Origin of the sequence: Streptacidiphilus fuscans, from assembly GCF_015690355.1 — a bacterium.
Classification (GTDB): Bacteria; Actinomycetota; Actinomycetes; order Streptomycetales; family Streptomycetaceae; genus Streptacidiphilus; species Streptacidiphilus fuscans.
In genome coordinates this window covers 336,451-357,306 of sequence record NZ_JADPRT010000001.1, presented here as the reverse complement: position 1 = coordinate 357,306, position 20,856 = coordinate 336,451, and the positions used below count along the sequence as shown (strand labels likewise).

The window sequence follows — 20,856 nt, the reverse complement described above, 5'->3', positions numbered from 1 at the left end:
GCGTCAGGCCGAGCTCACCCGGAGTGGCCGAACCACCCCGTACCGTGCGAAGGCGCAGACAGGGGCGGTCGCAGGCGGAGGGCGGACCGGGCACTCGCAGGGCACTGTCCCTGATGTGCAACAAACCCGTCATCGGCTCGGCACGGGGTAAGAACAGTGCCTCCACAGGTCTTTCATCCGACTGCAGCACACTGTGCGCATGAACGAATGGGCCGATCAGTGGAACAGCAGCGCCGACAACGGCGGGGGCGGTCAGGAGCCGCCGCTGCCTCCTGGCCTCTCGCCCCGGGGCGGAGCGAGCGGGCGGTCCCGCCTGCGCCAGCCCGCCCGCCAGGTCCCCGGCACCCCGGGGGCGTCCACCGCGTCGGCCCGTCCTGGTACTCAGTCCCGTCCAGCAGCGGCGTCCCGGACGGGAGCTCCGTCCGGCCCCGGCGGGACCTACAGCTCCGGCACCACCGGCGGGCGTCCGCCGCGCGGCTGGCGCCGCTGGTCCTGGCGCCGCCGGACCGCCTACGTCGCGGGAGGACTGGTCATCGCCCTGCTGGCCACCGCGGGCGGCACCTACGCCTGGGCGGACAGCCAGCTCAACCACACCGTCGACCTGGGCGCACTGCCGAACCAGCCCCCGACCGGCCAGGGCACGAACTACCTGATCGCGGGCTCGGACAACCGGCAGAACCTCACCGCGACGCAGCAGCAACAGCTGCACACCGGCAGTGACAACGAGGGCCAGTACGGCAACAGCGACTCGATGCTGATCCTGCACGTCGGCGCCAACGGCGACACGCTGGTCAGCCTGCCGCGCGACAGCTACGTCACCATCCCCGCGTTCACCGGCTCCTCCGGCAAGCAGTACCCGGCGACCCAGCACAAGCTCAACACCGCGTTCTCCTGGGGCGGCGGACAGCTGCTGGCGCAGACCGTCGAGTACAACACCGGCATCCACATCGACCACTACGCGGAGATCGGGTTCGGCGGCTTCGTCAACCTCGTCGACGCGCTGGGCGGGGTCACCATGTGCCTGGCCAAGCCGATGGTGGACCAGGCCTCGGGCGCGAACTTCAAGGCCGGCTGCCAGACCTTCAACGGCGCGCAGTCCCTGGCGTTCGTCCGCGAGCGCCACCAGGAGGCGTCGCAGGACCTGGGCCGCATGGCGGACCAGCAGAAGTTCCTCGCCGCCGTCGCCCACCAGGCGGCCACGCCCTCGACGCTGCTGAACCCGTTCAAGCTCTACCCGGCCCTCAGCGCGGGCACGGCGACGCTGAGCGTGGACAAGGGCATGAGCCCGTACGACCTGGCGCAGATGTTCTTCGCGATGAAGAACGTCTCCGGCGGCAACGGCAAGTCGCTGACGGTCCCGGTCGGGGACGCGAACTACTACACCCCGACCGACGGCGACGCGCTGCTCTGGGACAAGACGCAGTCCAAGACGCTCTTCAGCGAGCTCCAGAACGACCAGCCGGTGACCATCGCGTCCAACGACCCGACGACGAACGTCTCCGGAGGCTGACGCCCACGGCGGGCAGCCCGGCCGCAGTGCGTGCTCCATCACTGCGGCCGGGCTGTGTCCGGGCTCACCTCGGGCTCACTCCGCTTCCCACAGCCGCAGCTTCTCCGGGTTCCGTACCACCCAGATCCGGGTGATCCGTCCGCCCGCGACGTCGAACGCGTACACCGCGGACGTCTCGCCGTCCTTGCGCACCAGCAGCCCCGGCCGTCCGTTGACCAGTCGCTCGTCCAGCGTCACCGAGTGCGCGACCTGACGGGCCACCTCGACGATGAAGTCGGCGATCTGCGCCGCGCCGTGGATCGGGTGCAGAGCGGCCTGGACGACGCCACCGCCGTCGGCGGTGAAGACGGCGGCCGGGTCGAGGAGCGCGACCAGGGCGTTCAGATCCTGGGCGTGCCAGGCACGTTGGAAGTCGCGAACCAGAGCGGCCTGCTCGGCCGTCGACGCGGCGATCCCGCTGCTGCCGGTGTGCTCGGCGTCGGCGTCGGCGTCGGCGCCTTCCGGGCGCGCGGCGCGCATCCGGCGGCGGGCCGCCGACGCGAGCTCGCGGCAGGCCGCCGGAGTCCGGCCGGTGACGGCGGCGACCTCGGTGAACGGGTACTCGAAGACGTCGTGCAGGATCAGGGCCACCCGTTGCGCCGGGGTCATCGCCTCCAGCGCCACCAGGAACGCCATGCTGACCGACTCGTCGAGCGTCACCCGGTCCGCGGGGTCCACCCCCTCGGCCGACGCCACGCCCGAGCCCGGACGCCCGGTCAGCCACTCCGCGCGGCCCGGCAACGGCTCGGGGATCCACTCCCCCACATACCGCTCCCGCCGCACCCGCGCCGAGGCCAGCAGGTCCAGGCAGATCCGGCTCGCCACCCGGGTCAGCCACGCGGCCGGTGCGGCGATCTCCTCCTGCTGCTCCCTCGACATCGCGTACCAGCGCGCATACGTCTCCTGCACCGCGTCCTCCGCCTCGGCGAGCGAGCCGAGCAGCCGGTAGCCGAGGTTGAGCAGGTGGCGGCGCTCGCCGGCGATCTCGTCGAGTGAGGCGGCGGCGTCAGCGGGGTCCATGGAGTGGGTCATACCCCATCCGACGAATCAGCGCCGCGAAACGTCAGGTCGACTCGACCGCCCGGCGGCATCTCGGCGTCCGGGCCTGACACTTCGACGGGCTGCGTCGTCATACCGATCGGAGGCCTCACCCGACAGACACACAGACGGACACAGACAGAGAAGGTGGACGATGACCACGATCGGGATCATCCTGGGCAGCGTGCGCTCCGGTCGTCGCGGCGGACAGGTCGCGCAGTGGGTCCTGGAGCGTGCCGGGCAGCGGACCGACGCCGCGTTCGAGCTGATCGACCTGAAGGACTTCGAGCTCCCGGTCCTGGCCACGCCGATACCGGCGATGGCTTCGCGCGGCGTCTACGACGAGGAGCGCACCCAGGCCTTCAGCGCGGCGGTCGCGGCGTGCGACGGGTTCGTCTTCGTGACCTCGGAGCACAACCTGGGCATGCCGGGCGCCTTGAAGAACGCCCTGGACCACCTCTACACCGAGTGGAACGACAAGGCCGCCGGGTTCGTCTCGTACGGCGTCAACGGCGGCGTTCGGGCGGTCGAGCAACTGAAGCTGGTCGGCGCGGCGTTGCAGCTGGCGGTGGTGGCGGCGCCGGTCATCCTGCCGTTCGCGGACGAGTTCGAGGACCACGCGGTGTTCCGGCCCGGGGAGGCCGCCCTGCGGTCGCTGGACCTGATGCTGGACAAGGTCGTCTCCTGGACGACCGCCATGTCGACGCTGCGCTCCGGACCGGGTGCCGAGACGGAGATCCGCGCGCGGATCGACGCGATCGTCGACGGCATCCACGCAAGGGACCTCGACGCGCTGCGCCGGATCTACGCGACGGACGTCGTCTCCTTCGACGTGGAACCGCCGCTCCAGCACGTCGGCGTGGACGCCAAGCTGAAGAACTGGGCCCGGGTGTTCACGCTCTTCGACGAGGTCTCCTACGAGCTGCGCGATCTGGACGTCACCGTCGGCGGCGATCTCGCGGTCGCGCACGGCTTCGGGCGGCTGAGCGGCAGGCTCGCGAACGGTTCGGCCGTGGACGGGATGTGGGTGCGCGGAACCTTCTGCTTCCGGCGTGTCGGCGGCGCCTGGCTGATCGTGCACGACCAGGCCTCGGTGCCGTTCGACGTGCTGACCGGGCGGGGTGTCACCGACCTGGAGCCATGAGGATCAGGCTGGGATCAGGCTGGGATCACTCAGCGATCAGGCGGAAGCGAGCGCGGTCTTCGCCGGGCGGGCGCCGTACCGGGCGCGCAGCCACTTCTCCGCGGGCTTCTCCACGAACCGGTAGCAGAGCCAGGAGAGGACCAGCGAGATGGCGAGCCAGACGGCGTCGTACCCCAGGTTCGTCGCCAGCGCCGGCCCCACCGGCGGATGGAAGTAGCGGCTCAGGCCGAAGATCACCGTCGCGTGGATCAGGTAGAAACAGTACGACCACTCCCCCAGGCGCAGCAGCGGCTTGCTGCGCAGCACCGAGCGCTTGCCGCTCAGGTCCCGCAGTGCGGCGGCCAGGATCAGCAACGCGAGGGCCGGGCTGAGGAGTTGGCTGGTCCACGACGCGCCGAGCCAGCGCTCGTAGTGGGCCCACCACATGGCGAACACGTCCAGGCCCACCACCAGCAGCGCGACGCTGACGGGGATGCGGGGCCGCCACCCGCGGATCAGCGCCGCGGCCACCACCACGCCGAGGATGAACTCCATGGCGCGGTAGGCGGGGATCCACTGCACCAGCAGGACGTGGAAGGTGTCGTAGTGGTGCGGCAGGTAGTAGTCGAACGCGACCTTCCGGAACACGATGTCGACCGCGATCAGGACCGCCGCCAGCAACGCCAGCACGGCCGGGCGCGCCTTCAGTATCGGCCGGATCACCAGCGGGAACAGCAGGTAGAAGAAGGCCTCCGCGGACAGCGACCAGGCGACCGGGTTCCCGACCAGCGTGGTGTTGGGGTGCCAGGCCAGCAGCAGGGTCAGCCCCAGCACCACCGCCTTGGCGGCCTGGTGCCAGGTCTGCTGCAGCCCGAAGAAGGCGAACACCGTCGTCACCAGCAGCGGCGGCCAGATGCGGGCGAAGCGCCGCCAGTAGAAGACCCGCGCCGGCGTGTCGGGCGAGAACGACCAGGCCAGCACGAACCCGGAGAGGATGAAGAAGAACGCCACACCCGCGTCCCCGTAGCTGGCGGGGATCTGCAGCTTGGGAACGCGTCCCACCTGGTTGGTGTGGAAGGCGAACACCGCCAAGGCGGCGAACCACCGCAGACCGGTCAGCGAGTCCAACCGTGGTCGACGCCCCGCTCTGACCGGCCCGCTCAGCGGCGGGACGGACGGCGCAACCGACGACGTGGCGGACGGGGAGGCGGTCTGTGCGGTGGGCATAAGGCCGTAGATCTCCGGGAGCCGGGGAGGAAAGGGGGAGAGGGAAACGCCGGGCGGCGCAAGGGCAGCTGGATGCTGCAACGCCACGCAATCGGCCGCGCCGCACGACGCAGCCCCTCTGCACCCTACACAGGGAATCATCAGGCCCCTGTGGCCAAACTCCCAGCTAAGGACGGGCACCTGATGCCGTGATGTCCGTTCTCTCCGCGTTCAGGTTGATTCGTCAGCGGACTCCAGGGGCCATGCTTTCCCTCGACACGGGAACCCGTTCAAAATCGGGACAGGAATTTCACAGGAAATTCAATTCCCCCGCAGCACCGCGTAGGCGCGGACCGGGAAGGTGCCCATGCCCTCGACGGCGGGTGGGGCGGCGTGGAAGCGGAAGGCGTCCGTGGGTAGCTGCTGGAGACCGGTGAGGTGCTCCACGACGGGGATGCCCGCGGCGAGCAGGGCGGTGTGCGCGGGGCGGGTCGGGTCGTCGGTGTCGTCGAGGTTCACCGAGTCGATGCCCACCAGCGCGGGCCGCTGCTCGGCGAGCCACGCGGCGGCCTGCGCCGTGAGGAACGGGTGGCCGCCGGATCCGTAGCGGTCGGTGCCCCAGTGCCGGTCCCAGCCGGTGTGGATCAGCACCGCACGGCCGGTGACCTGGTGCGGCAGCAGCGCGTTCCGGTCGACGGCGCGGTCCTGCGCGCCGAGGACCCGGATCACCAGCCCGTCCAGGTCGACCAGCCCGTCGAGCGGAAGCCCCGCCAGGTCCGGCGCGTCGCCGAAGCGGTGGAAGGGGCTGTCCAGGTAGGTGCCGGTGTTGGCGACCATCGAGATCCGGCCGATCTGGAACTCGGTGCCGGGCGCGTAGTGGTCGTGGGAGGCCTCGCGTGAGAGGTGGTCGCTGATCTCGGGCGCGGGCAGGCCCGGGTAGGTGACCATGCCGTGCCGGATCGCGTGGCTGAGGTCGACGATCCGACGAGCCGTCGCCGGTGCGTTCGTCGCCTGTGCGTCCGTCGACTGCGCGGCTGCTCCGACGGTGCCGCGCCCGCCCTTGTGCGGCTCGCGCAGCGTCCGCCTGTCGCTGATGCGCACCGTGTCGACCATCAGCAGGCCGAGGTGACGCACGAGCAGCTCGGCGATCTCGTCGTCGCCGAGATCCGGGCCGGGCACGTCCAGTCGGAACCCCTGGGTCTGCAGGCCGCCGCCGTTGGCGAAGGCCACCTCCGCGTCGAACTCGACGCGCCACTGCTGCCCGCCCTGCTCACGCTGCCCGTCCGCGTCGTCGGGGCCCTGGTTCGTGTTCGCCGTCTCCATGTCCACACCCACGATGATCAGTGAAGCTGAGCTGGAGTTCAATCGAGGATTTCTGAAGTGTCGCTACAGTCGGCCTTATGGAACTCGACCCGAGACGCCTCCGGGTACTGCACGCGGTGGCCGTGCGCGGCGGCGTGGTGGACGCGGCGAGGCTGCTGCACCTGACGCCCTCGGCGGTCTCCCAGCAGCTCGCCCAGTTGGAGCGGGAGGTCGGCCAGCCGCTGGTGGACCGGTCGCGGCGCAGGGTCGGCCTCACGCCGGCCGGGCAGCTCCTCGCCGCCCGCGCCGAGCGGATCGAGCAGGAGCTGGCCGAGGCGCGCCGCGAACTCGCCACGGCGAGCGGGCGGATGACCGGCCCGGTCGTCATCGCCGGGTTCTCCTCGGCGATCTGCCACCTGCTGATTCCGGCGCTGCGTCAACTCGCCGCCCGCCAACCGGAACTGGAGCCACGTGTGGTGGAGCTTGAGGGCCCGGCGGCGCTGCGCGAGCTGCGGACCGGCGGGCTCGACCTGGTGGTCGCCGAGGACGATCTGGTCGGCCCTGACGCCGCCGCGGCCCCGGCGGGTCTGACCGCCGCGCCGGTCGCCGACGACGAGTACCGCATCGTCGTCCCCGCCGAGTGGTCGGCACCCGGATCAGCGGCCCCCGGGTCACCGGCGCCCGGGTCGGTCGGCGACCTGGCGGACCGCCCCTGGGTGGCCGGACCTCCCGAGAGCGCCTGCGGGCGGGCGCTGGAGCGGATCGCCGCCCAGTACGGCTTCACGCCGGACCGCGCGCACACCGCCCTGGAGTTCCCCACCGTGCTCGCACTGGTGGCGGCAGGTCTCGGCGCGGCGATCGTCCCCACCTTGGCCCTGGGCACCGCGCGCTCGGATCTGGTCGCGCTCCCCGCCCTGCCCGTCGCCGGTCACCGCCGGATCGCCGCACTCCGCCGCTCCTCGGGCCCCGGCCCGGACCCTCTGACGGACGCCGTGGTCATCGCCCTGCGCGAGGCGGCGACAGCGGCGGGGCTGCAACGGCCCGCAGCCGACCCGCACTGACGCTCACCCCGACGGCCGCACGGCCTGCGCTAGGACCTACTGCTCCACCGCAACCTCGGCAATCCGCTGACCAGCGGATTCCTCCTCGGCCAGCTGCTCGGCGGCCCAGGTCGCCCACTCCTCCTGCATCCGGCTGTAGCGCAGCCCCCACTCCAGGGCGAGCCGCCCGTGGACCGCCAGCGGGCCCTCCTCTGTCGCGAGCGACCGCTCCAGCTCGCGGAGCCGCTCGTGCATGTCCGCCGCTGCCACCGCGCGCTCGCGCAGGAACTCCTGACCGCGTTCGGTGGGGACCAGGCCCAGGAAGAAGACCCGCAGCAGCAGGTCGTTGCGGCGGTTGACGGTCGGCGGCTCCTCCAACAGCCAGTGCTCGAACTCCTTCCGGCCTGCGTCGGTGACGGCATAGGCCTTGCGACCCCGGCCGCCCTCCGCCACCACCTCGACCAGTTCCGCGTCGGTGAGCTTGCCCAGCTCCGTGTAGAGCTGGCTCTGCGTGGCGGGCCACACGTGTTCCAGCGATTCGTTGAAGATCCCCAGCAGGTCGTAGCCACTCGCCTCCCCGCGGAGTGCGAGCAGGCCCAGTGCAGCGTGTCTCAAGCTCATGCGTGCATCCTACGCCGACCTTCCAGTATTGACAGGTCCCGAGTGACATTCTATGTTCGACATGTCAGTACAGACATGTCGATGGAGGAGGACCAGTCATGTCCGGATCGGTGCGCGGTTTCATCCCTTGGATCGCCTTCGCGGTGCTCAGTGGCACGGCGGGTTGGCAGACCGCGGCGATCGTCGCCGTCGCCCTGAGCGTCGTCCTGCTGCTGCGCAACCGCCGCGCGGGGGTCGGCCTGGACGCGAACGTCATCGAGCTGAGCGCGGCGGTGTTCTTCGCGGCCGTCGCCGTCCTCGCCCACCTGGAGCCCCACTCGCCGCTGCGCGACGGCGTCGGCGCGCTGTCCTCCGCCTGGCTGGCGCTGACCGCCTGGGGCTCACTGGCGATCTCGCGCCCGTTCACCCTGGGCATCGCCCGCCGCTCGGTACCGCAGCAGTTCTGGAACAGCCCGCAGTTCCTGCGGGCCAACAACGTGATCACGACGGTGTGGGCGGCGAGCTTCACCGTCACGGCGCTGGCCAGCGGCGCCGTCGACCTGACCGACGCGAACGCGAGCCTGGCCACCACGCTCATCCAGGTCGCCGGGTTCGTCGTCCCGGCCGTCTTCACCATCCGCTACCAGGAGTCCCGCCGCCGTCTCGCCGCGCAGGGCGCGCAGACGGCGCAGGGCGCGCAGACCGCCGTGTTCACGAAGGAGAGCTGACCATGACCCTCCACGAGCCCACCCACCAGCCCGTCTACCTCACCGGCCACCTCGCGCCCGTCACCGAAGAGACCGAGAGCCACGACCTGCCCGTCGAGGGGTCGCTGCCGCCCGAGCTGAATGGCCGTTACTTCCGCAACGGCCCCAACCCCCGCCCCGGACAGGACCCCGGGCACTGGTTCACCGGCGACGGCATGCTGCACGGCGTCCGGCTCCAGGGCGGTCGCGCGCTGTGGCAGCGCAACCGATGGGTGCGCACGACCGCGTTCGCCGGGGCCCGGTTCCTCGGCCCCGAGGGGCCCGACCTGCGGGCGGTCACGGCCAACACCAACGTGATCCGGCATGCCGACCGCATCCTCGCGCTGGTCGAGAACGGCCTGCCGTACCAGGTCACCGACCAGCTCGACACGGTCGGCCCCTACGACTTCGGCGGCCGGCTCACCACGGCGATGACCGCCCACCCCAAGGAGGATCCGGTCACCGGCGACCTGCACTTCTTCGGCTACGGCGCCCTCCCGCCCTACCTCACCTACCACCGCGCCACCGCCGACGGCACGTTGGTGGAGAGCCGGGAGATCCCGGTCGGCGGGCCGACCATGATGCACGACTTCGCCATCACCGAGAACCACGTGGTCTGGCTCGACCTCCCGGTCGTCTTCGACCACGCCCGGCTGGGCCGCGGCGGCATGCCGTACCGGTGGGACGACGGCTACCCGGCGCGGATCGGCGTCATGGCGCAGCACGGCACAACCGCGGTGCGGTGGTTCGAGGTCGAGCCCGGCTACGTCTACCACGTCGGCAACGCCCGTGAGGACGCGGCGGGCCGGATCGTGCTGGACGCGGTGCGCTACGGGCGGGACGGCTTCGTCCGCTCCTGGGACCGCATCAGCGGAGCGGCGCAGCCAGGTGTCCCTGCGCCGTCCGAGAGCGCCGACCACCCCCGGCTCCACCAGTGGACGCTCGACCCGCGCACCGGCCGGGTGAGCGAACAGCCCCTGGACGACCGGGCGGTGGAGTTCCCCACCGTCAACGAGACTCTCGTCGGCCGCCCCAGCCGCTACCGCTACGCCGTCGCCGACACCTCGATCGTCAAGTACGACCTGACCCTCGGCGCGAACCGCAGCTACGACGCGGGCAGCGGCCAGGCCCCCGGGGAGGCCGTCTTCGTGCCCGCGGCCGACGCCCGCGCGGAGGACGACGGCTGGCTGCTGACGATCGTCTCCGACCGCTCGGGCCGTGGCTCCGCCTTCGCGGTCCTGGACGCGAGCGACATGACGCGGGTCGCCACCGTGCCCCTGCCGCACCGCGTGCCGGCCGGCTTCCACGGCAACTGGCTCCCGGACGCCGAATCCTGACGGAGCGTCAATCTGTGATCCTCAATCGCTCCAGGTCATCTTGATCTCGCGTTCGAAGTTGACATAGCCGGCCCGATGGAAGGCGCGCGCCATCGGGACGTTGGCCAGGTCCGTCGAGGCCCGGATGCGAGGCACGTCCTCGCCCGCGAGGATGCGGGTGCCCTCGGCGAGGATCTCGTCGATATAGCCGTTGCCACGGTGCGCGGGCAGTACGGCCAGGTAGGCGATGATCGGGTTGTAGGCGTTGCGCGCCGGGATGACGAACCCGACCGGCTCCCCGTCGCCGCGCACCGCGACCCGCCACCACGCACGAGGGCTGGAGAACCGGGCGAACTCGTCCTCGTAGTGCTGGACTGCGGCATCTCGTGCGGACATCCGCGTCAGGTCGTCGCGGCTGTGCGCGTCCAGCGTCCCTGCCAGCGCCGAGGTCGTGAGAGCCAGCAGTTCCTCGGTGTCGGCGAACTGCCGGAACGTCAGGCGCCCGCTCGGCTCAGTGATCGCCGCCCCGGGGCGCCATTCCAGCCGGAGCCGCTCGGTGAGCAGCCGCGCGCCGGCCTGCTCGGCGATCGCGATGCGGTCCTCTACGGCGCTCCGGGCCGCGTCGTCGTCACGCCAGTCGGGCGGGACAAAGCGGCTGTACTCCGGGGGGCGAGTCCCCTTGGGGACGACGGCGGCGAGCGCGGCGTCCAGCAGGCGGCCTCCGACCGTCAGCCGGTCGTCCCGGCTCAGGGCGGCGTCGAGGTCGAAGAAGTCCAGCAGCGCGGGGCGGTCCGCGTCCGCCCGCCCCCAGAAGGCGAGTCGCGCCACAAGCCGGTCACCGTCCAGCGCGACCCAGGTCCACTCCGGCCGACGCCGGCGCTGCGCGAAGTCGTCGGCCAACTCGTGGTCAAGGACGTAGCGGAGCCGACCGAACAGGTCGAGCTCCTCGGCTCCCGCCATCGGACGTATCGTCACGTCGCTCGGATTCATGCAAGGGATCATGCCATCCGCGTCGGGCGTGACGTCTTCATGTGCCGCCGAGGGTGAGCACCTCGTCGGCCGCCTGGGCGATCAGCGCGGACAGGTCGACGTCGGGATCGCCGGCCCAGGCGCGACTGGCGCGCTCGAACGCCGCCATCCCGACCTGCGCGGCGAGGCGCGCCGTCGGCCGAGCGGTCCCGCGAGCGGCGAGGGCCTCTTCGAGGACGTCCGTGAGGCCCGCGGTCTTGGCGTAGGCGCGCTCCTGCAGGGCCGGCGTCACGGCGATCACCTCGGCCCGCTGCTCGGCCACCCGGCGGTTGGCGACGATGAGCGGGACCGCGGCGCTGAACGCCCGGACCATCACGTGCAGGGGCGGCAGGCCGTCCGGCGCGGCGGCGACGGCGTCGACGAGGATCGCGCGCAGCTCCGCCTCGCCGTCGAAGAGGACCTCGCGCTTGTCGGCGAAGTGACGGAAGTAGGTGCGCTCGCTCACCTCGGCGCGCGCGGCGATCTGGGCGGTGGTGGTCTCGTCGTAGCCGCGTTCGCGGTACAGGTCCAGCGCCGCCGCGCGCAGGCGGGCGCGCGCCTTCGATCCGTCTCTGGGCATGCACACATTGTACGTAGCGACAGTGACTGCCACTACCGTGGTAGTGTCAGTGACTGTCGCTACGTGGTTTTGTCTGGAGGACCCATGAGCCCCGTTCCCGCTACCGCAGTCCGTTTCCACGAGCACGGCGAGCCGGCCGACGTCCTGCGCGAGGAGCGCGTCGAGGTCGCCGACCCGGCCGCCCGCCGCGTCCGCGTCCGCGTGTCCGCCGTCGGGTTGAACCCGGCCGACTGGGAGATCTGCCGCGGCTTCCTGGCGGGCAGCCTGCCGCGCGGCGTCGGCTACGACGTCGCCGGAGTGGTCGACGCGGTGGGCGAGGAGGTGGACGACGTCGTGGTCGGAGACCTGGTCTTCGGCACGGCGGACTTCCTCGGACAGCCCAGCGCGGGCGTCGCCGACGTCGCGATCCTCGACAGCTGGTACCGCGTGCCCATCGGGCTCGACCCCGCCGAGGCGGCCGTGCTGCCGATGGTCGTCCAGACCGCCGTCTGGACACTCGACGCCATGGGCATTGAGCCCGGGAGCACGCTGCTGGTCCACGGCGGCGGCGCGATGGTCGGGTTCGCCGCCGTCCAGATCGCGCTGAGCCGCGGCATCCGCGTGATCGCCACCGCCGGGCCCACCTACGCCGCACAGCTCTCGGCACTGGGCGCGCAGGTCACGCCCTACGGGACGGGGATGGCCGATCGGGTACGCGAGCTGGCCGGCGGGCCGGTCGACGGGGTGCTGGACGCCGCGCCCCCGAACGCCGGGGTCGTCCCGGAACTCATCGCCGCCACCGGCGATCCGAGCCGGGTGATGACCGTCAGCAACCACGACGAGGCGCGGCGGCTCGGCGCCCGCGTCAACCTCGACCACGCCACTGCTCCGGCCCCGGCGGGCTCCTTCCTGCCGCAGTACGCCGCGCTCGCGGCCGAGGGCGCCTTCCGTCTCCCGATCGCGCGCACCTACCCGCTCGCCGACTGGCGGGCCGCGGTCGAGCTCAGCATGTCGGGCCGCCCCGGGGGCAAGGTCGTCCTGATCCCCTGATCCCCTGAGCGCGAACATCGGGGGCCGGATCGCGTCCCCCGGAGCAGACTGGAGGGGTTGTTCCGTCCAGCCCTGCGACAGTTCGGGTGGTGCACCATGGCAGACGCCGCCGACGCGGCACGGACCGTGATCCTGACCGTGGACGACGATCCCGCGGTCTCCCGCGCCGTGGCGCGCGATCTGCGCCGCCGGTACGGGGACCGGTACCGGGTGGTCCGGGCCGAGTCCGGTGAGTCGGCGTTGGAGGCGCTGCGCGAGCTGAAGCTGCGCGGCACGCCGGTCGCGGTGATCCTGGCGGACTACCGGATGCCCCAGATGAACGGCATCGAGTTCCTGGAGGAGGCGCTCGACCTGTACCCGGGCGCGCGCCGGGTGCTGCTCACTGCCTACGCGGACACCGACGCCGCGATCGACGCCATCAACGTCGTCGACCTCGACCACTACCTGCTCAAGCCGTGGGAGCCGCCCGAGGAGAAGCTGTACCCGGTCGTCGACGACCTGCTGACGGCGTGGCGGGAGACGGACGGCCGGGTCGTGGCCATCACCAAGGTCGTCGGCCACCGCTGGTCGGCCAGCTCCTCGCAGATCCGCGAGTTCCTCGCCCGCAACCAGGTGCCCTACCGCTGGTACTCCGTCGAGGAGCCGGAGGGGGCGCGGCTGCTGGCCGCGGCGGGGAGGGACGCGCTGCACCTGCCCCTGGTGGTGACGCCGGACGGCACCGCCCTGGTGGACCCCAGGGAGCGGGACCTGGCCGCCCATGTCGGCCTGTCGATCACCCCGGCCGCCGATTTCTACGACCTGGTCGTCGTCGGCGGCGGCCCGGCCGGGCTGGGCGCCGCCGTCTACGGGGCCTCGGAGGGCCTGCGCACGGTGCTCGTCGAACGCGAGGCCACCGGCGGCCAGGCGGGGCAGAGCTCCCGGATCGAGAACTACCTGGGCTTCCCGGACGGCGTCTCCGGCGCGCAGCTGACCGACCGGGCGCGTCGCCAGGCGACCAAGTTCGGCGCGGAGCTGCTCACGGCGTGCAAGGTCACCGGTCTTGAGGTGAACGGCGCGGCCCGCACGCTGCGCTTCGCCGACGGCTCCGGGCTCGCCGCCCAGAGCGTGATCCTGGCGACGGGCGTGTCGTACCGCACCCTCGACGTGCCGGGCGTCGCCGACCTGACCGGGCGCGGGGTCTACTACGGCTCGGCGCTGACCGAGGCGACCGCCTGCCAGGGCCAGGACGTCTACATCGTCGGCGGCGCGAACTCGGCCGGCCAGGCCGCGATGTTCCTCTCCCGCAACGCCCGGAGCGTCACCCTGCTGGTGCGGGCGCCGAAGCTGTCCGCCTCCATGTCGTACTACCTGCTCCAGCGGGTCGAGGACGCCCCGACCATCTCGGTGCGCATGGACACCGTCGTCGAGGCGGCCCACGGCAAGGAGCACCTGGAGGGGCTGACCCTGCGCAACCGCACGACCGGGGAGACCGAGACGGTCGACACGCAGTGGATGTACGTCTTCATCGGGGCCGAGCCGTTGACCGACTGGCTGGACGGCACCGTGCTGCGCGACTCCCACGGCTTCGTGCTGACCGGCCCCGACCTGACCGCCGACGGCCGCCCTCCGGCCGAGTGGGCGCTGGACCGGCCGCCCTACCACCTGGAGACGAACGTGCCGGGCGTCTTCGCGGCCGGGGACGTACGGGCCGAGTCCGCCAAGCGGGTGGCCTCCGCCGTCGGCGAGGGCGCGATGGCGGTCATGCTCGTCCACCGCTACCTGGAGCAGTCATGACCGGCGGCGAAGTCCTCTGCGACGAGCAGGAGCTGCGGAAGCTCTTCCTCTTCGAGAAGCTGACGCCGGACCAGCTCACCCAGCTGTGCCGCGCCGGCCACGTCGAGTGGTTCGACGCCGGTCCGGTGTACCGGGAGGGCGATCCGGCCGAGAACTTCTACACGCTCTTCGAGGGGACCGTGGTCCTCTCCCGTCTGGTCGGCGTCGACGAGGTGGACGTGACCCGCACGTCGGCGCCCGGGGTCTACGCCGGGGCGTTCCAGGCGTACCTGGGTGACCAGGTGCCGCAGGTCTACAACAACTCGCTTCGGGTGACCGAGCGTTCGCGTTTCTTCGTGCTGCCCGCGGAGGCCTTCGCGCGGATCATGCGCGACTGGTTCCCGATGGCCGTCCACCTGCTGGAGGGCCTCTTCTTCGGGTTCAGGAACACGCAGGAGGCGATCGGGCAGCGCGAGCGGCTGCTTGCCCTCGGCTCGGTGACGGCCGGGCTCACCCATGAGCTCAACAACCCGGCGGCCGCCGCCGTGCGGGCCACCGCGGCTCTGCGGGAGCGCATCGCCCGGGTCCGCCGCGAGTTCGGCGAGATCGCGGCCGACCCGCAACGCGGCAAGGAGCTGTCCCGGCTGAACGACCTTCAGGACCGGACCGTCGCCCGGATCGAGCAGGCCCCGACGCTCGGCCCGCTGGAGGCGGCGGATCTGGAGGACGAGGTCGGCGACTGGTTGGCGGGCCGCGAGATCGCCGACGCCTGGGAGCTGGCACCGGTCTTCGTCCAGGCGGGCCTCGGCACCGACTGGCTGGACGGGATCGCCGACCAGGTGCCCGACGGCCTGCTCAGCCGCGCTCTGGACTGGCTGGGCTGCACGGTCGAGGCGGAACTCCTGCTGACCGAGATCGAGGACGCCACCCACCGCATCTCCAACCTCGTGGGCGCGGCGAAGGAGTACTCGCAGCTGGACCGCGCCCCGTACCAACGAGCGGACGTGCACGAGCTGTTGGACAGCACGCTGCTGCTGCTGGGCGGCAAGCTCGGCCCGGACATCACCGTCGTCCGGGACTACGACGCGAGCCTGCCCAGCATCCCCGGCTACCCGGCCGAGCTGAACCAGGTCTGGACGAACCTGATCGACAACGCCGCCTGGGCCATGCACAGCACCGGCAAGGGCGGCACCCTCACCGTCCGCACCACACGGGACGGGGACCGGGTGCTGGTCGAGATCGGGGACACCGGTCCCGGCGTCCCCGCCGAGGTGCAGAGCCGCGTCTTTGACCCCTTCTTCACCACCAAGCCCGTCGGCGAGGGCACCGGCCTGGGCCTGGACATCTCCTGGCGCATCATCGTCAACCGGCACGGCGGCGACCTGCGCCTGCAGTCCGAGCCCGGCGACACGCGCTTCCAGATCCGCCTCCCGATCGATCCCGCACCGTCCGACACCGAGAACCCCGAGCAGGAGCAGGAGCCCCGCCATGACGGCTGAGAATGCGATCGACCCCACCGTCCCGCCGAGCGGCACCGGCTGCGTCGAGTGCGACGCGGCCGGCGGCTGGTGGGTGCACCTGCGGCGCTGCGCCGCCTGCGGCCATATCGGCTGCTGCGACGACTCCCCCGCCAAGCACGCCACCGCGCACAACAAGTCGACCGGGCATCCGGTGATCACCAGCTTCGAACCGGGCGAGGAGTGGTTCTGGGACTACGACACCTCGGAGTTCTACGAAACCGGCCCGCAGCTGGCTCCCCCGACCCACCACCCCCTGGACCAGTCCGTCCCCGGCCCGGCCGACCGCCTGCCGCGCAACTGGCAGGAGCAGCTCAGCGCCGGCGGTTGACGGGCGCTCACAAAGCCCGGCCTGCCCGTCGCAGGTGCCTGACCGCCCGACAGCGCCGCTGACGCGGTGGGTGAGCGGCGCTGTCTGGTACGTCCAGGCGATCGCGGCGATACTGGGCCCGCCACGCGCGTGCGGTGGCAACGCGCACCGACGGAGGGGACAGCGGATGATCCGGTGGAAAGGGCGCAGGGCGACGGCAGGCGGCACGAAGGACGAGCCCAAGTCGCCGCATCCGAGCGTGGCTTGGGCCAAGGCGCTGATCGCCGCGGCCGAGCCCGGCGGGGAGCGCGGGTGGGCGGACCCACCGGCCACGGACGAGCCGTTCAGTACGGTGACCGTCGACGCGCGGCCGTACGCGGTGATGCGACTCCCGTCCAGCGAGGAGGGCTACCGCCGGTGGCTGGCCGTCGAGCCGACCACCGGCGCGTGGGCGACCATCTGCAAGGTCTTCGACACACCGCAACTCAGTGCGCAGGGCCGACATCCGCACAACAGCGACCGGATCGTCGACCCGTCGCTGGTTCCGCAGGACGACCCCGTGCGCCGATGGCTCGCCGCCGATCCCGAGACGGTGCCCGCACCGCTGCCCGTCGAGATCGGCACCGTCGACCAGCTCCAACGCTTCTGCGCCGCCGAGATCCTGCGCACCGACGATCCGACCCGGAGCGCCCGGCCGGAGCTGCGGCCCTTGCCGTCCCTGGCGCACGAATCGCCCGCCCACGCGGGCCTGCTCCAACTCCCCGAGCGCGAGCTGCACCCCGACCTGCTGCCCTATCTCGTCCTGTGGTGGGACCGCTGGGACGCCGACGTCCCGCTCGGTCGCAGGGTCAACCGCCCCCAGCTCTCCGCGCAGGAGCTGCGCGCCTTCCGCGACCGGCGCAACCGCGACCGCTTCCTGACCGACGCCGAGGCGCTGGGCCGCCGCACCCTTCCCGACGCGCCGCCACCCCAGTCGGCCTGAGGTCGCTCCCGGGCGTCGCCCGGTGCACGGAGAGTCAAGGAGAGGAGTCCCGGCCTGCTTAGCCTGGCCGGGATCGCGCGGACCGGCGGGCTGTCCCGGCGGCCGGGCCACCATCTCCGAGGGGGCTCCATGGCCGCACAGACCGTCATCCTCACGGTGGACGACGACCCGGCGGTGTCCCGCTCCGTCGCCCGCGACCTGCGTCGGCGCTACGGGCAGACCCACCGGGTGGTGCGCGCCGAGTCGGGACCGGCGGCGCTCACGGCCCTGCGGGAGCTGAAGCTGCGGGGTGAGCACGTCGCCGTGATCCTCGCCGACCACCGGATGCCCCGGATGACCGGCGTCGAGTTCCTCGAACAGGCCATGGACCTGTACCCCGGCGCACGGCGCGTGCTGCTGACGGCCTACGCCGACACCAGCGCGGCCATCGACGCGATCAACGTCGCCGACCTCGACCACTACCTGCTGAAGCCCTGGGAGCCCCCGGAGGAGAAGCTCTACCCGGTCCTGGACGCCCTGTTGGAGTCGTGGACGGCGAGCGACGGCCGGGAGGCGGGCAGCGTCAAGGTCGTCGGCCACCGCTGGTCGGCGCGGTCGTCGGAGATCCGGGAGTTCCTCGCCCGCAACCAGGTCCCCTACCGCTGGTACTCAAGCGACGAGCCGGAGGGACGCCGGCTGCTGGCCGCCGCGGGGGCGGACCAGGCGCGACTGCCGCTCGTCGTCACCGCCGAGGGCACCGCCCTGGTGGCGCCCGAGGAGCGGGAGTTGGCCGACCTGGTGGGGCTGTCGACCACCCCGGTCGCGGACTTCTACGACCTGGTGATCGTCGGCGGCGGCCCGGCCGGTTTGGGCGCGGCGGTCTACGGGGCCTCGGAGGGGTTGCGGACGGTCCTGGTGGAGCGTTCGGCGACGGGCGGCCAGGCGGGCCAGAGTTCACGCATCGAGAACTACCTCGGCTTCCCCGACGGACTCTCCGGCGGCCAACTCGCGGACCGGGCCCGCCGCCAGGCGGCGAAGTTCGGCGCCGAGCTGCTGACGGCACGTCAGGTCACCGCGCTGGACGTCACCGGCGGCGCGCGTACGCTGCGTTTCGCCGACGGCCCGGGGCTCTCCGGGCACAGCGTGATCCTGGCGACCGGGGTGTCCTACCGGCAGCTGGACGTGCCGGGCGCGGCCGAACTCGTCGGCCGCGGGCTGTACTACGGCTCGGCGCTGACGGAGGCCCCCGACTGCCGGGGCCAGGACGTGTACATCGTCGGCGGCGCCAACTCCGCAGGCCAGGCGGCACTCTTCCTCGCCCGGGGCGCGCGGTCCGTCACCCTCCTGGTGCGGGGGCGGTCCGCGGCCGACTCGATGTCGCACTACCTGCTGCAGCGCATCGTCGCGGCGCCCACGATCGCGGTCCGCACCACCACGGTCGTGACCGCACTGCACGGCAAGGAGCATCTGGAGGGGATGACCCTGCTGGACACGGCGACCGGACGGACCGAGACGGTCGACGCGCAGTGGCTGTTCGTCTTCATCGGCGCGGCCCCGCAGACCGGCTGGTTGGACGGCACAGTGCAGCGCGACTCCCACGGCTTCGTGCTGACCGGCCCGGACCTGTCCGCCGACGGAGGCCCGCCGCCCGGGTGGACGCTCGACCGGCCGCCCTATCACCTGGAGACCAGCGTGCCCGGGGTCTTCGCGGCGGGCGACGTCCGCGCCGAGTCGGCCAAGCGGGTCGCCTCGGCGGTCGGCGAGGGCGCCATGGCCGTCATGCTCGCGCACCGCTATCTGGAGCAGTCATGACGGCCCACCCCTCCGGACGTACCTGGCCGTGCCAACCGGAGGAGCTGCGTTCGCTCTTTCTGTTCAAGGAACTGACGCCTGATCAGCTGACCCGGCTGTGTCGGGAAGGCCGGGTGGAGTGCGTCCCGGCCGGTCCGGTCTACCGGGAGGGGGACCCGGCCACCACGTTCTACGTGCTGGTCGAGGGCACCGTGGTCCTCTCCCGCCGGGTCGCGACCCAGGACGTCGAGGTGAACCGCTCCTCCGTGCCCGGTGTGTACGCGGGCGCGTTCCACGCCTACCTGGGCGACCAGGTGCCGCAGGTCTACAACAACTCGATGCGGGTCACGGAGCCGTCCCGGTTCTTCACGCTCCCCGCCGAGTCGTTCGCGCGGGTCGTGCACGAGTGGTTCCCCATGGCCGTCCACCTGCTGGAGGGCCTGCTCTTCGGGACCAGGACCACCCAGGAGGCCGTGGGGCAGCGCGAACGCCTGCTCGCGCTGGGGGCGCTGGCGGCGGGCCTCACCCACGAGTTGGGCAATCCGGCGGGTGCCGCGGTCCGCGCGACCGCCGCGCTGCGGGAGCTCCTCGCCGCCGCGCCGGCCGGAGGACCGAACTGCGGACCGAGCGGCGGGCGGGACCGGGACGACGCCGTGGCACGCCTGCGGGACGAGGCCGTTGCCCGAGCCCGGGCGGGCTCCGCGTCGGCCGCTCCCAGCGCGTTGGCGGCGGCCGACGCGGAGGACGCGATCGCCGACCGGCTGGACGAGCTCGGCGTCTCCGACGCCTGGGAGCTCGCGCCGGTGCTCGTGCAGGCGGGCCTCGACGAGGGCTGGCTGGACCGCATCGCCGAAGCCTGCCCGCACGAGACCGACCTCGCCCGCGCGGTACGCGAGGTGAGCCGCGCCGTCGAGACCGCACTGCTCCTCGACGAGATCGCGGACGCCACCCGTCGGGTGCTCGACCTGGTCGACGCCTCCCGGCAGTACACCCAGCTCGACCGCGCGCCCTACCAGCTGACCGACGTCCACGAACTGCTCGACAGCACACTGCAGATGCTCTCGCCACGCCTCGGCGCGCGGATCGACGTCGTCCGGGACTACGACCGCGCCCTGCCGCGCATCCTCGCCCACCCGGGCGAGCTCAACCAGGTCTGGACGAACCTCGTCGACAACGCCGCATGGGCGATGCGGCACGCGAACACCGGGACGAGCACCGACCACGGGACCGGCACCCTCACCGTCCGGACCGCACGGGACGGCGACCGGCTGCTCGTCGAGTTCCGCGACACCGGCCCCGGCATTCCGCCCGAGATCCGGGACCGGCTCTTCGATCCCTTCTTCACCACCAAGCCCGTCGGCGAGGGCACCGGGCTCGGCCTGGACATCTCCTGGCGCATCGTCGTCGACCACCACGGGGGCGACCTGCGGGTCGACTCCGTGCCGGGTGACACCCGGTTCCAGGTGCGACTGCCGCTCGGCCCCGCCGATCCTGACGTCCCGTCCTCCCACCAGCAGCCTTCCCCCGAGGAGAAACCCGCATGATTCCCGAGAACGCCTTCGACGCCACCGTCCCGCCCAGCGGCACCGGCTGCGTCGAGTGCGACGCGTCCGGCGGCTGGTGGGTGCATCTGCGGCGCTGCGCGCTGTGCGGTCACATCGGCTGCTGCGACGACTCCCCCTCGAAGCACGCCACCGCCCACGCCACGTCGACCGGGCACCCGGTGATCCGCAGCTTCGAGCCCGGGGAGGAGTGGTTCTGGAACTTCCGCACCGAGGAGTTCTTCAACTCCGGCCCCGCCCTCGCGCCGCCGTCCCACCACCCGGTCGACCAGCCCGTCCCCGGCCCCGCCGGGCGGGTTCCCGCGGACTGGGCCATGCGGATCCAGGGATCCTGACGGACAGTCACCGGCACCCCGGCACCCCGGGGAAGACGGTGAAGACGAGAAGGGGCCTCCCGCGCGATCGCGTGGGAGGCCCCTTCTCCGT

19 protein-coding genes are annotated in these 20,856 nt (G+C 72.2%); 13 read left to right on the top strand and 6 right to left on the bottom strand.

Features of this window, described 5'->3' with window-relative positions:
- Positions 1-199: 199 nt before the first annotated feature.
- Positions 200-1,510, top strand: a complete 1,311-nt coding sequence (locus I2501_RS01595) for an LCP family protein (RefSeq protein WP_196191920.1) — start codon at positions 200-202, stop codon at positions 1,508-1,510.
- 75 nt (positions 1,511-1,585) lie between these two features.
- Here the strand turns inward: I2501_RS01595 and sigJ are convergent, their stop codons facing one another.
- Complete coding sequence (gene sigJ / locus I2501_RS01590) at positions 1,586-2,569, bottom strand: RNA polymerase sigma factor SigJ (RefSeq protein WP_236045724.1); 984 nt, start codon at positions 2,567-2,569, stop codon at positions 1,586-1,588.
- A gap of 172 nt (positions 2,570-2,741) precedes the next feature.
- On the opposite strand from sigJ, the gene I2501_RS01585 reads away from it, so the two are divergent.
- Positions 2,742-3,731, top strand: coding sequence for an NAD(P)H-dependent oxidoreductase (locus I2501_RS01585; protein ID WP_196191918.1), 990 nt, complete (start codon positions 2,742-2,744; stop codon positions 3,729-3,731).
- Positions 3,732-3,767: 36 nt separating this feature from the next.
- On the opposite strand, the gene I2501_RS01580 is transcribed toward I2501_RS01585, so the two are convergent.
- Positions 3,768-4,937 carry an acyltransferase family protein gene (locus I2501_RS01580; protein ID WP_196191917.1) on the bottom strand — a complete coding sequence of 390 codons (1,170 nt, stop codon included), beginning with the start codon at positions 4,935-4,937 and terminating at the stop codon, positions 3,768-3,770.
- 300 nt (positions 4,938-5,237) lie between these two features.
- Positions 5,238-6,239 (bottom strand): cyclase family protein, encoded by a 1,002-nt coding sequence (locus tag I2501_RS01575; RefSeq protein WP_196191916.1) that lies wholly within the window; start codon positions 6,237-6,239, stop codon positions 5,238-5,240.
- Between the two features lie 77 nt (positions 6,240-6,316).
- On the opposite strand from I2501_RS01575, the gene I2501_RS01570 reads away from it, so the two are divergent.
- Positions 6,317-7,279 (top strand): LysR family transcriptional regulator, encoded by a 963-nt coding sequence (locus I2501_RS01570; protein ID WP_196191915.1) that lies wholly within the window; start codon positions 6,317-6,319, stop codon positions 7,277-7,279.
- A 36-nt stretch (positions 7,280-7,315) separates the two neighbouring features.
- Here I2501_RS01570 and I2501_RS01565 read toward each other — a convergent pair whose 3' ends face one another.
- Positions 7,316-7,879 (bottom strand): PadR family transcriptional regulator, encoded by a 564-nt coding sequence (locus tag I2501_RS01565; protein ID WP_196191914.1) that lies wholly within the window; start codon positions 7,877-7,879, stop codon positions 7,316-7,318.
- Between the two features lie 98 nt (positions 7,880-7,977).
- Between I2501_RS01565 and I2501_RS01560 the strand changes: the two genes are divergently transcribed.
- Together I2501_RS01560 and I2501_RS01555 are read left to right on the top strand one after the other, a co-directional pair.
- On the top strand, positions 7,978-8,586 hold the full coding sequence (locus tag I2501_RS01560) for a hypothetical protein (RefSeq protein ID WP_196191913.1): 609 nt from the start codon (positions 7,978-7,980) through the stop codon (positions 8,584-8,586).
- A 2-nt stretch (positions 8,587-8,588) separates the two neighbouring features.
- Positions 8,589-9,941 (top strand): carotenoid oxygenase family protein, encoded by a 1,353-nt coding sequence (locus tag I2501_RS01555; RefSeq protein WP_196191912.1) that lies wholly within the window; start codon positions 8,589-8,591, stop codon positions 9,939-9,941.
- 21 nt (positions 9,942-9,962) lie between these two features.
- Here the strand turns inward: I2501_RS01555 and I2501_RS01550 are convergent, their stop codons facing one another.
- The gene (locus tag I2501_RS01550; protein WP_196191911.1) at positions 9,963-10,910 is read right to left on the bottom strand and encodes a GNAT family N-acetyltransferase; all 948 of its coding nucleotides are present in this window, start codon (positions 10,908-10,910) and stop codon (positions 9,963-9,965) included.
- A 37-nt stretch (positions 10,911-10,947) separates the two neighbouring features.
- Entirely contained in the window at positions 10,948-11,508 is a 561-nt protein-coding gene (locus I2501_RS01545) for a TetR/AcrR family transcriptional regulator (protein WP_196191910.1), read from the bottom strand.
- A gap of 84 nt (positions 11,509-11,592) precedes the next feature.
- Between I2501_RS01545 and I2501_RS01540 the strand changes: the two genes are divergently transcribed.
- From I2501_RS01540 to I2501_RS01505, 8 genes are all read left to right on the top strand, one after another.
- Positions 11,593-12,537: an alcohol dehydrogenase catalytic domain-containing protein gene (locus tag I2501_RS01540; protein ID WP_196191909.1), complete on the top strand. Its 945-nt coding sequence runs from the start codon at positions 11,593-11,595 to the stop codon at positions 12,535-12,537.
- A 96-nt stretch (positions 12,538-12,633) separates the two neighbouring features.
- Positions 12,634-14,310, top strand: a complete 1,677-nt coding sequence (locus I2501_RS01535; RefSeq protein WP_196191908.1) for an FAD-dependent oxidoreductase — start codon at positions 12,634-12,636, stop codon at positions 14,308-14,310.
- Positions 14,307-15,788 carry an ATP-binding protein gene (locus tag I2501_RS01530; protein WP_196191907.1) on the top strand — a complete coding sequence of 494 codons (1,482 nt, stop codon included), beginning with the start codon at positions 14,307-14,309 and terminating at the stop codon, positions 15,786-15,788. The genes I2501_RS01535 and I2501_RS01530 overlap by 4 nt, the downstream gene beginning before the upstream one ends.
- Positions 15,778-16,137 (top strand): UBP-type zinc finger domain-containing protein, encoded by a 360-nt coding sequence (locus I2501_RS01525; RefSeq protein ID WP_196191906.1) that lies wholly within the window; start codon positions 15,778-15,780, stop codon positions 16,135-16,137. The genes I2501_RS01530 and I2501_RS01525 overlap by 11 nt, the downstream gene beginning before the upstream one ends.
- Before the next feature lie 166 nt (positions 16,138-16,303).
- Positions 16,304-17,098, top strand: a complete 795-nt coding sequence (locus I2501_RS01520; RefSeq protein ID WP_196191905.1) for a hypothetical protein — start codon at positions 16,304-16,306, stop codon at positions 17,096-17,098.
- Positions 17,099-17,227: 129 nt separating this feature from the next.
- Positions 17,228-18,889, top strand: a complete 1,662-nt coding sequence (locus tag I2501_RS01515; RefSeq protein WP_196191904.1) for an FAD-dependent oxidoreductase — start codon at positions 17,228-17,230, stop codon at positions 18,887-18,889.
- A complete protein-coding gene (locus I2501_RS01510; RefSeq protein ID WP_196191903.1) occupies positions 18,886-20,412 on the top strand; it encodes an ATP-binding protein in 1,527 nt (508 codons plus the stop codon). Before I2501_RS01515 ends, I2501_RS01510 begins: the two co-directional genes overlap by 4 nt.
- Entirely contained in the window at positions 20,409-20,765 is a 357-nt protein-coding gene (locus I2501_RS01505) for a UBP-type zinc finger domain-containing protein (RefSeq protein WP_196191902.1), read from the top strand. The genes I2501_RS01510 and I2501_RS01505 overlap by 4 nt, the downstream gene beginning before the upstream one ends.
- The last annotated feature ends 91 nt before the right edge of the window (positions 20,766-20,856 follow it).

Excerpts from the sequence above, each read along its gene's own strand:
- I2501_RS01595 (WP_196191920.1), top strand. The coding sequence starts at position 200 with ATGAACGAATGGGCCGATCAGTGGAACAGCAGCGCCGACAACGGCGGG.
- sigJ (WP_236045724.1), bottom strand. The coding sequence starts at position 2,569 with ATGGACCCCGCTGACGCCGCCGCCTCACTCGACGAGATCGCCGGCGAG.
- I2501_RS01585 (WP_196191918.1), top strand. The coding sequence starts at position 2,742 with ATGACCACGATCGGGATCATCCTGGGCAGCGTGCGCTCCGGTCGTCGC.
- I2501_RS01580 (WP_196191917.1), bottom strand. The coding sequence starts at position 4,937 with ATGCCCACCGCACAGACCGCCTCCCCGTCCGCCACGTCGTCGGTTGCG.
- I2501_RS01575 (WP_196191916.1), bottom strand. The coding sequence starts at position 6,239 with ATGGAGACGGCGAACACGAACCAGGGCCCCGACGACGCGGACGGGCAG.
- I2501_RS01570 (WP_196191915.1), top strand. The coding sequence starts at position 6,317 with ATGGAACTCGACCCGAGACGCCTCCGGGTACTGCACGCGGTGGCCGTG.
- I2501_RS01565 (WP_196191914.1), bottom strand. The coding sequence starts at position 7,879 with ATGAGCTTGAGACACGCTGCACTGGGCCTGCTCGCACTCCGCGGGGAG.
- I2501_RS01560 (WP_196191913.1), top strand. The coding sequence starts at position 7,978 with ATGTCCGGATCGGTGCGCGGTTTCATCCCTTGGATCGCCTTCGCGGTG.
- I2501_RS01555 (WP_196191912.1), top strand. The coding sequence starts at position 8,589 with ATGACCCTCCACGAGCCCACCCACCAGCCCGTCTACCTCACCGGCCAC.
- I2501_RS01550 (WP_196191911.1), bottom strand. The coding sequence starts at position 10,910 with ATGAATCCGAGCGACGTGACGATACGTCCGATGGCGGGAGCCGAGGAG.
- I2501_RS01545 (WP_196191910.1), bottom strand. The coding sequence starts at position 11,508 with ATGCCCAGAGACGGATCGAAGGCGCGCGCCCGCCTGCGCGCGGCGGCG.
- I2501_RS01540 (WP_196191909.1), top strand. The coding sequence starts at position 11,593 with ATGAGCCCCGTTCCCGCTACCGCAGTCCGTTTCCACGAGCACGGCGAG.
- I2501_RS01535 (WP_196191908.1), top strand. The coding sequence starts at position 12,634 with ATGGCAGACGCCGCCGACGCGGCACGGACCGTGATCCTGACCGTGGAC.
- I2501_RS01530 (WP_196191907.1), top strand. The coding sequence starts at position 14,307 with ATGACCGGCGGCGAAGTCCTCTGCGACGAGCAGGAGCTGCGGAAGCTC.
- I2501_RS01525 (WP_196191906.1), top strand. The coding sequence starts at position 15,778 with ATGACGGCTGAGAATGCGATCGACCCCACCGTCCCGCCGAGCGGCACC.
- I2501_RS01520 (WP_196191905.1), top strand. The coding sequence starts at position 16,304 with ATGATCCGGTGGAAAGGGCGCAGGGCGACGGCAGGCGGCACGAAGGAC.
- I2501_RS01515 (WP_196191904.1), top strand. The coding sequence starts at position 17,228 with ATGGCCGCACAGACCGTCATCCTCACGGTGGACGACGACCCGGCGGTG.
- I2501_RS01510 (WP_196191903.1), top strand. The coding sequence starts at position 18,886 with ATGACGGCCCACCCCTCCGGACGTACCTGGCCGTGCCAACCGGAGGAG.
- I2501_RS01505 (WP_196191902.1), top strand. The coding sequence starts at position 20,409 with ATGATTCCCGAGAACGCCTTCGACGCCACCGTCCCGCCCAGCGGCACC.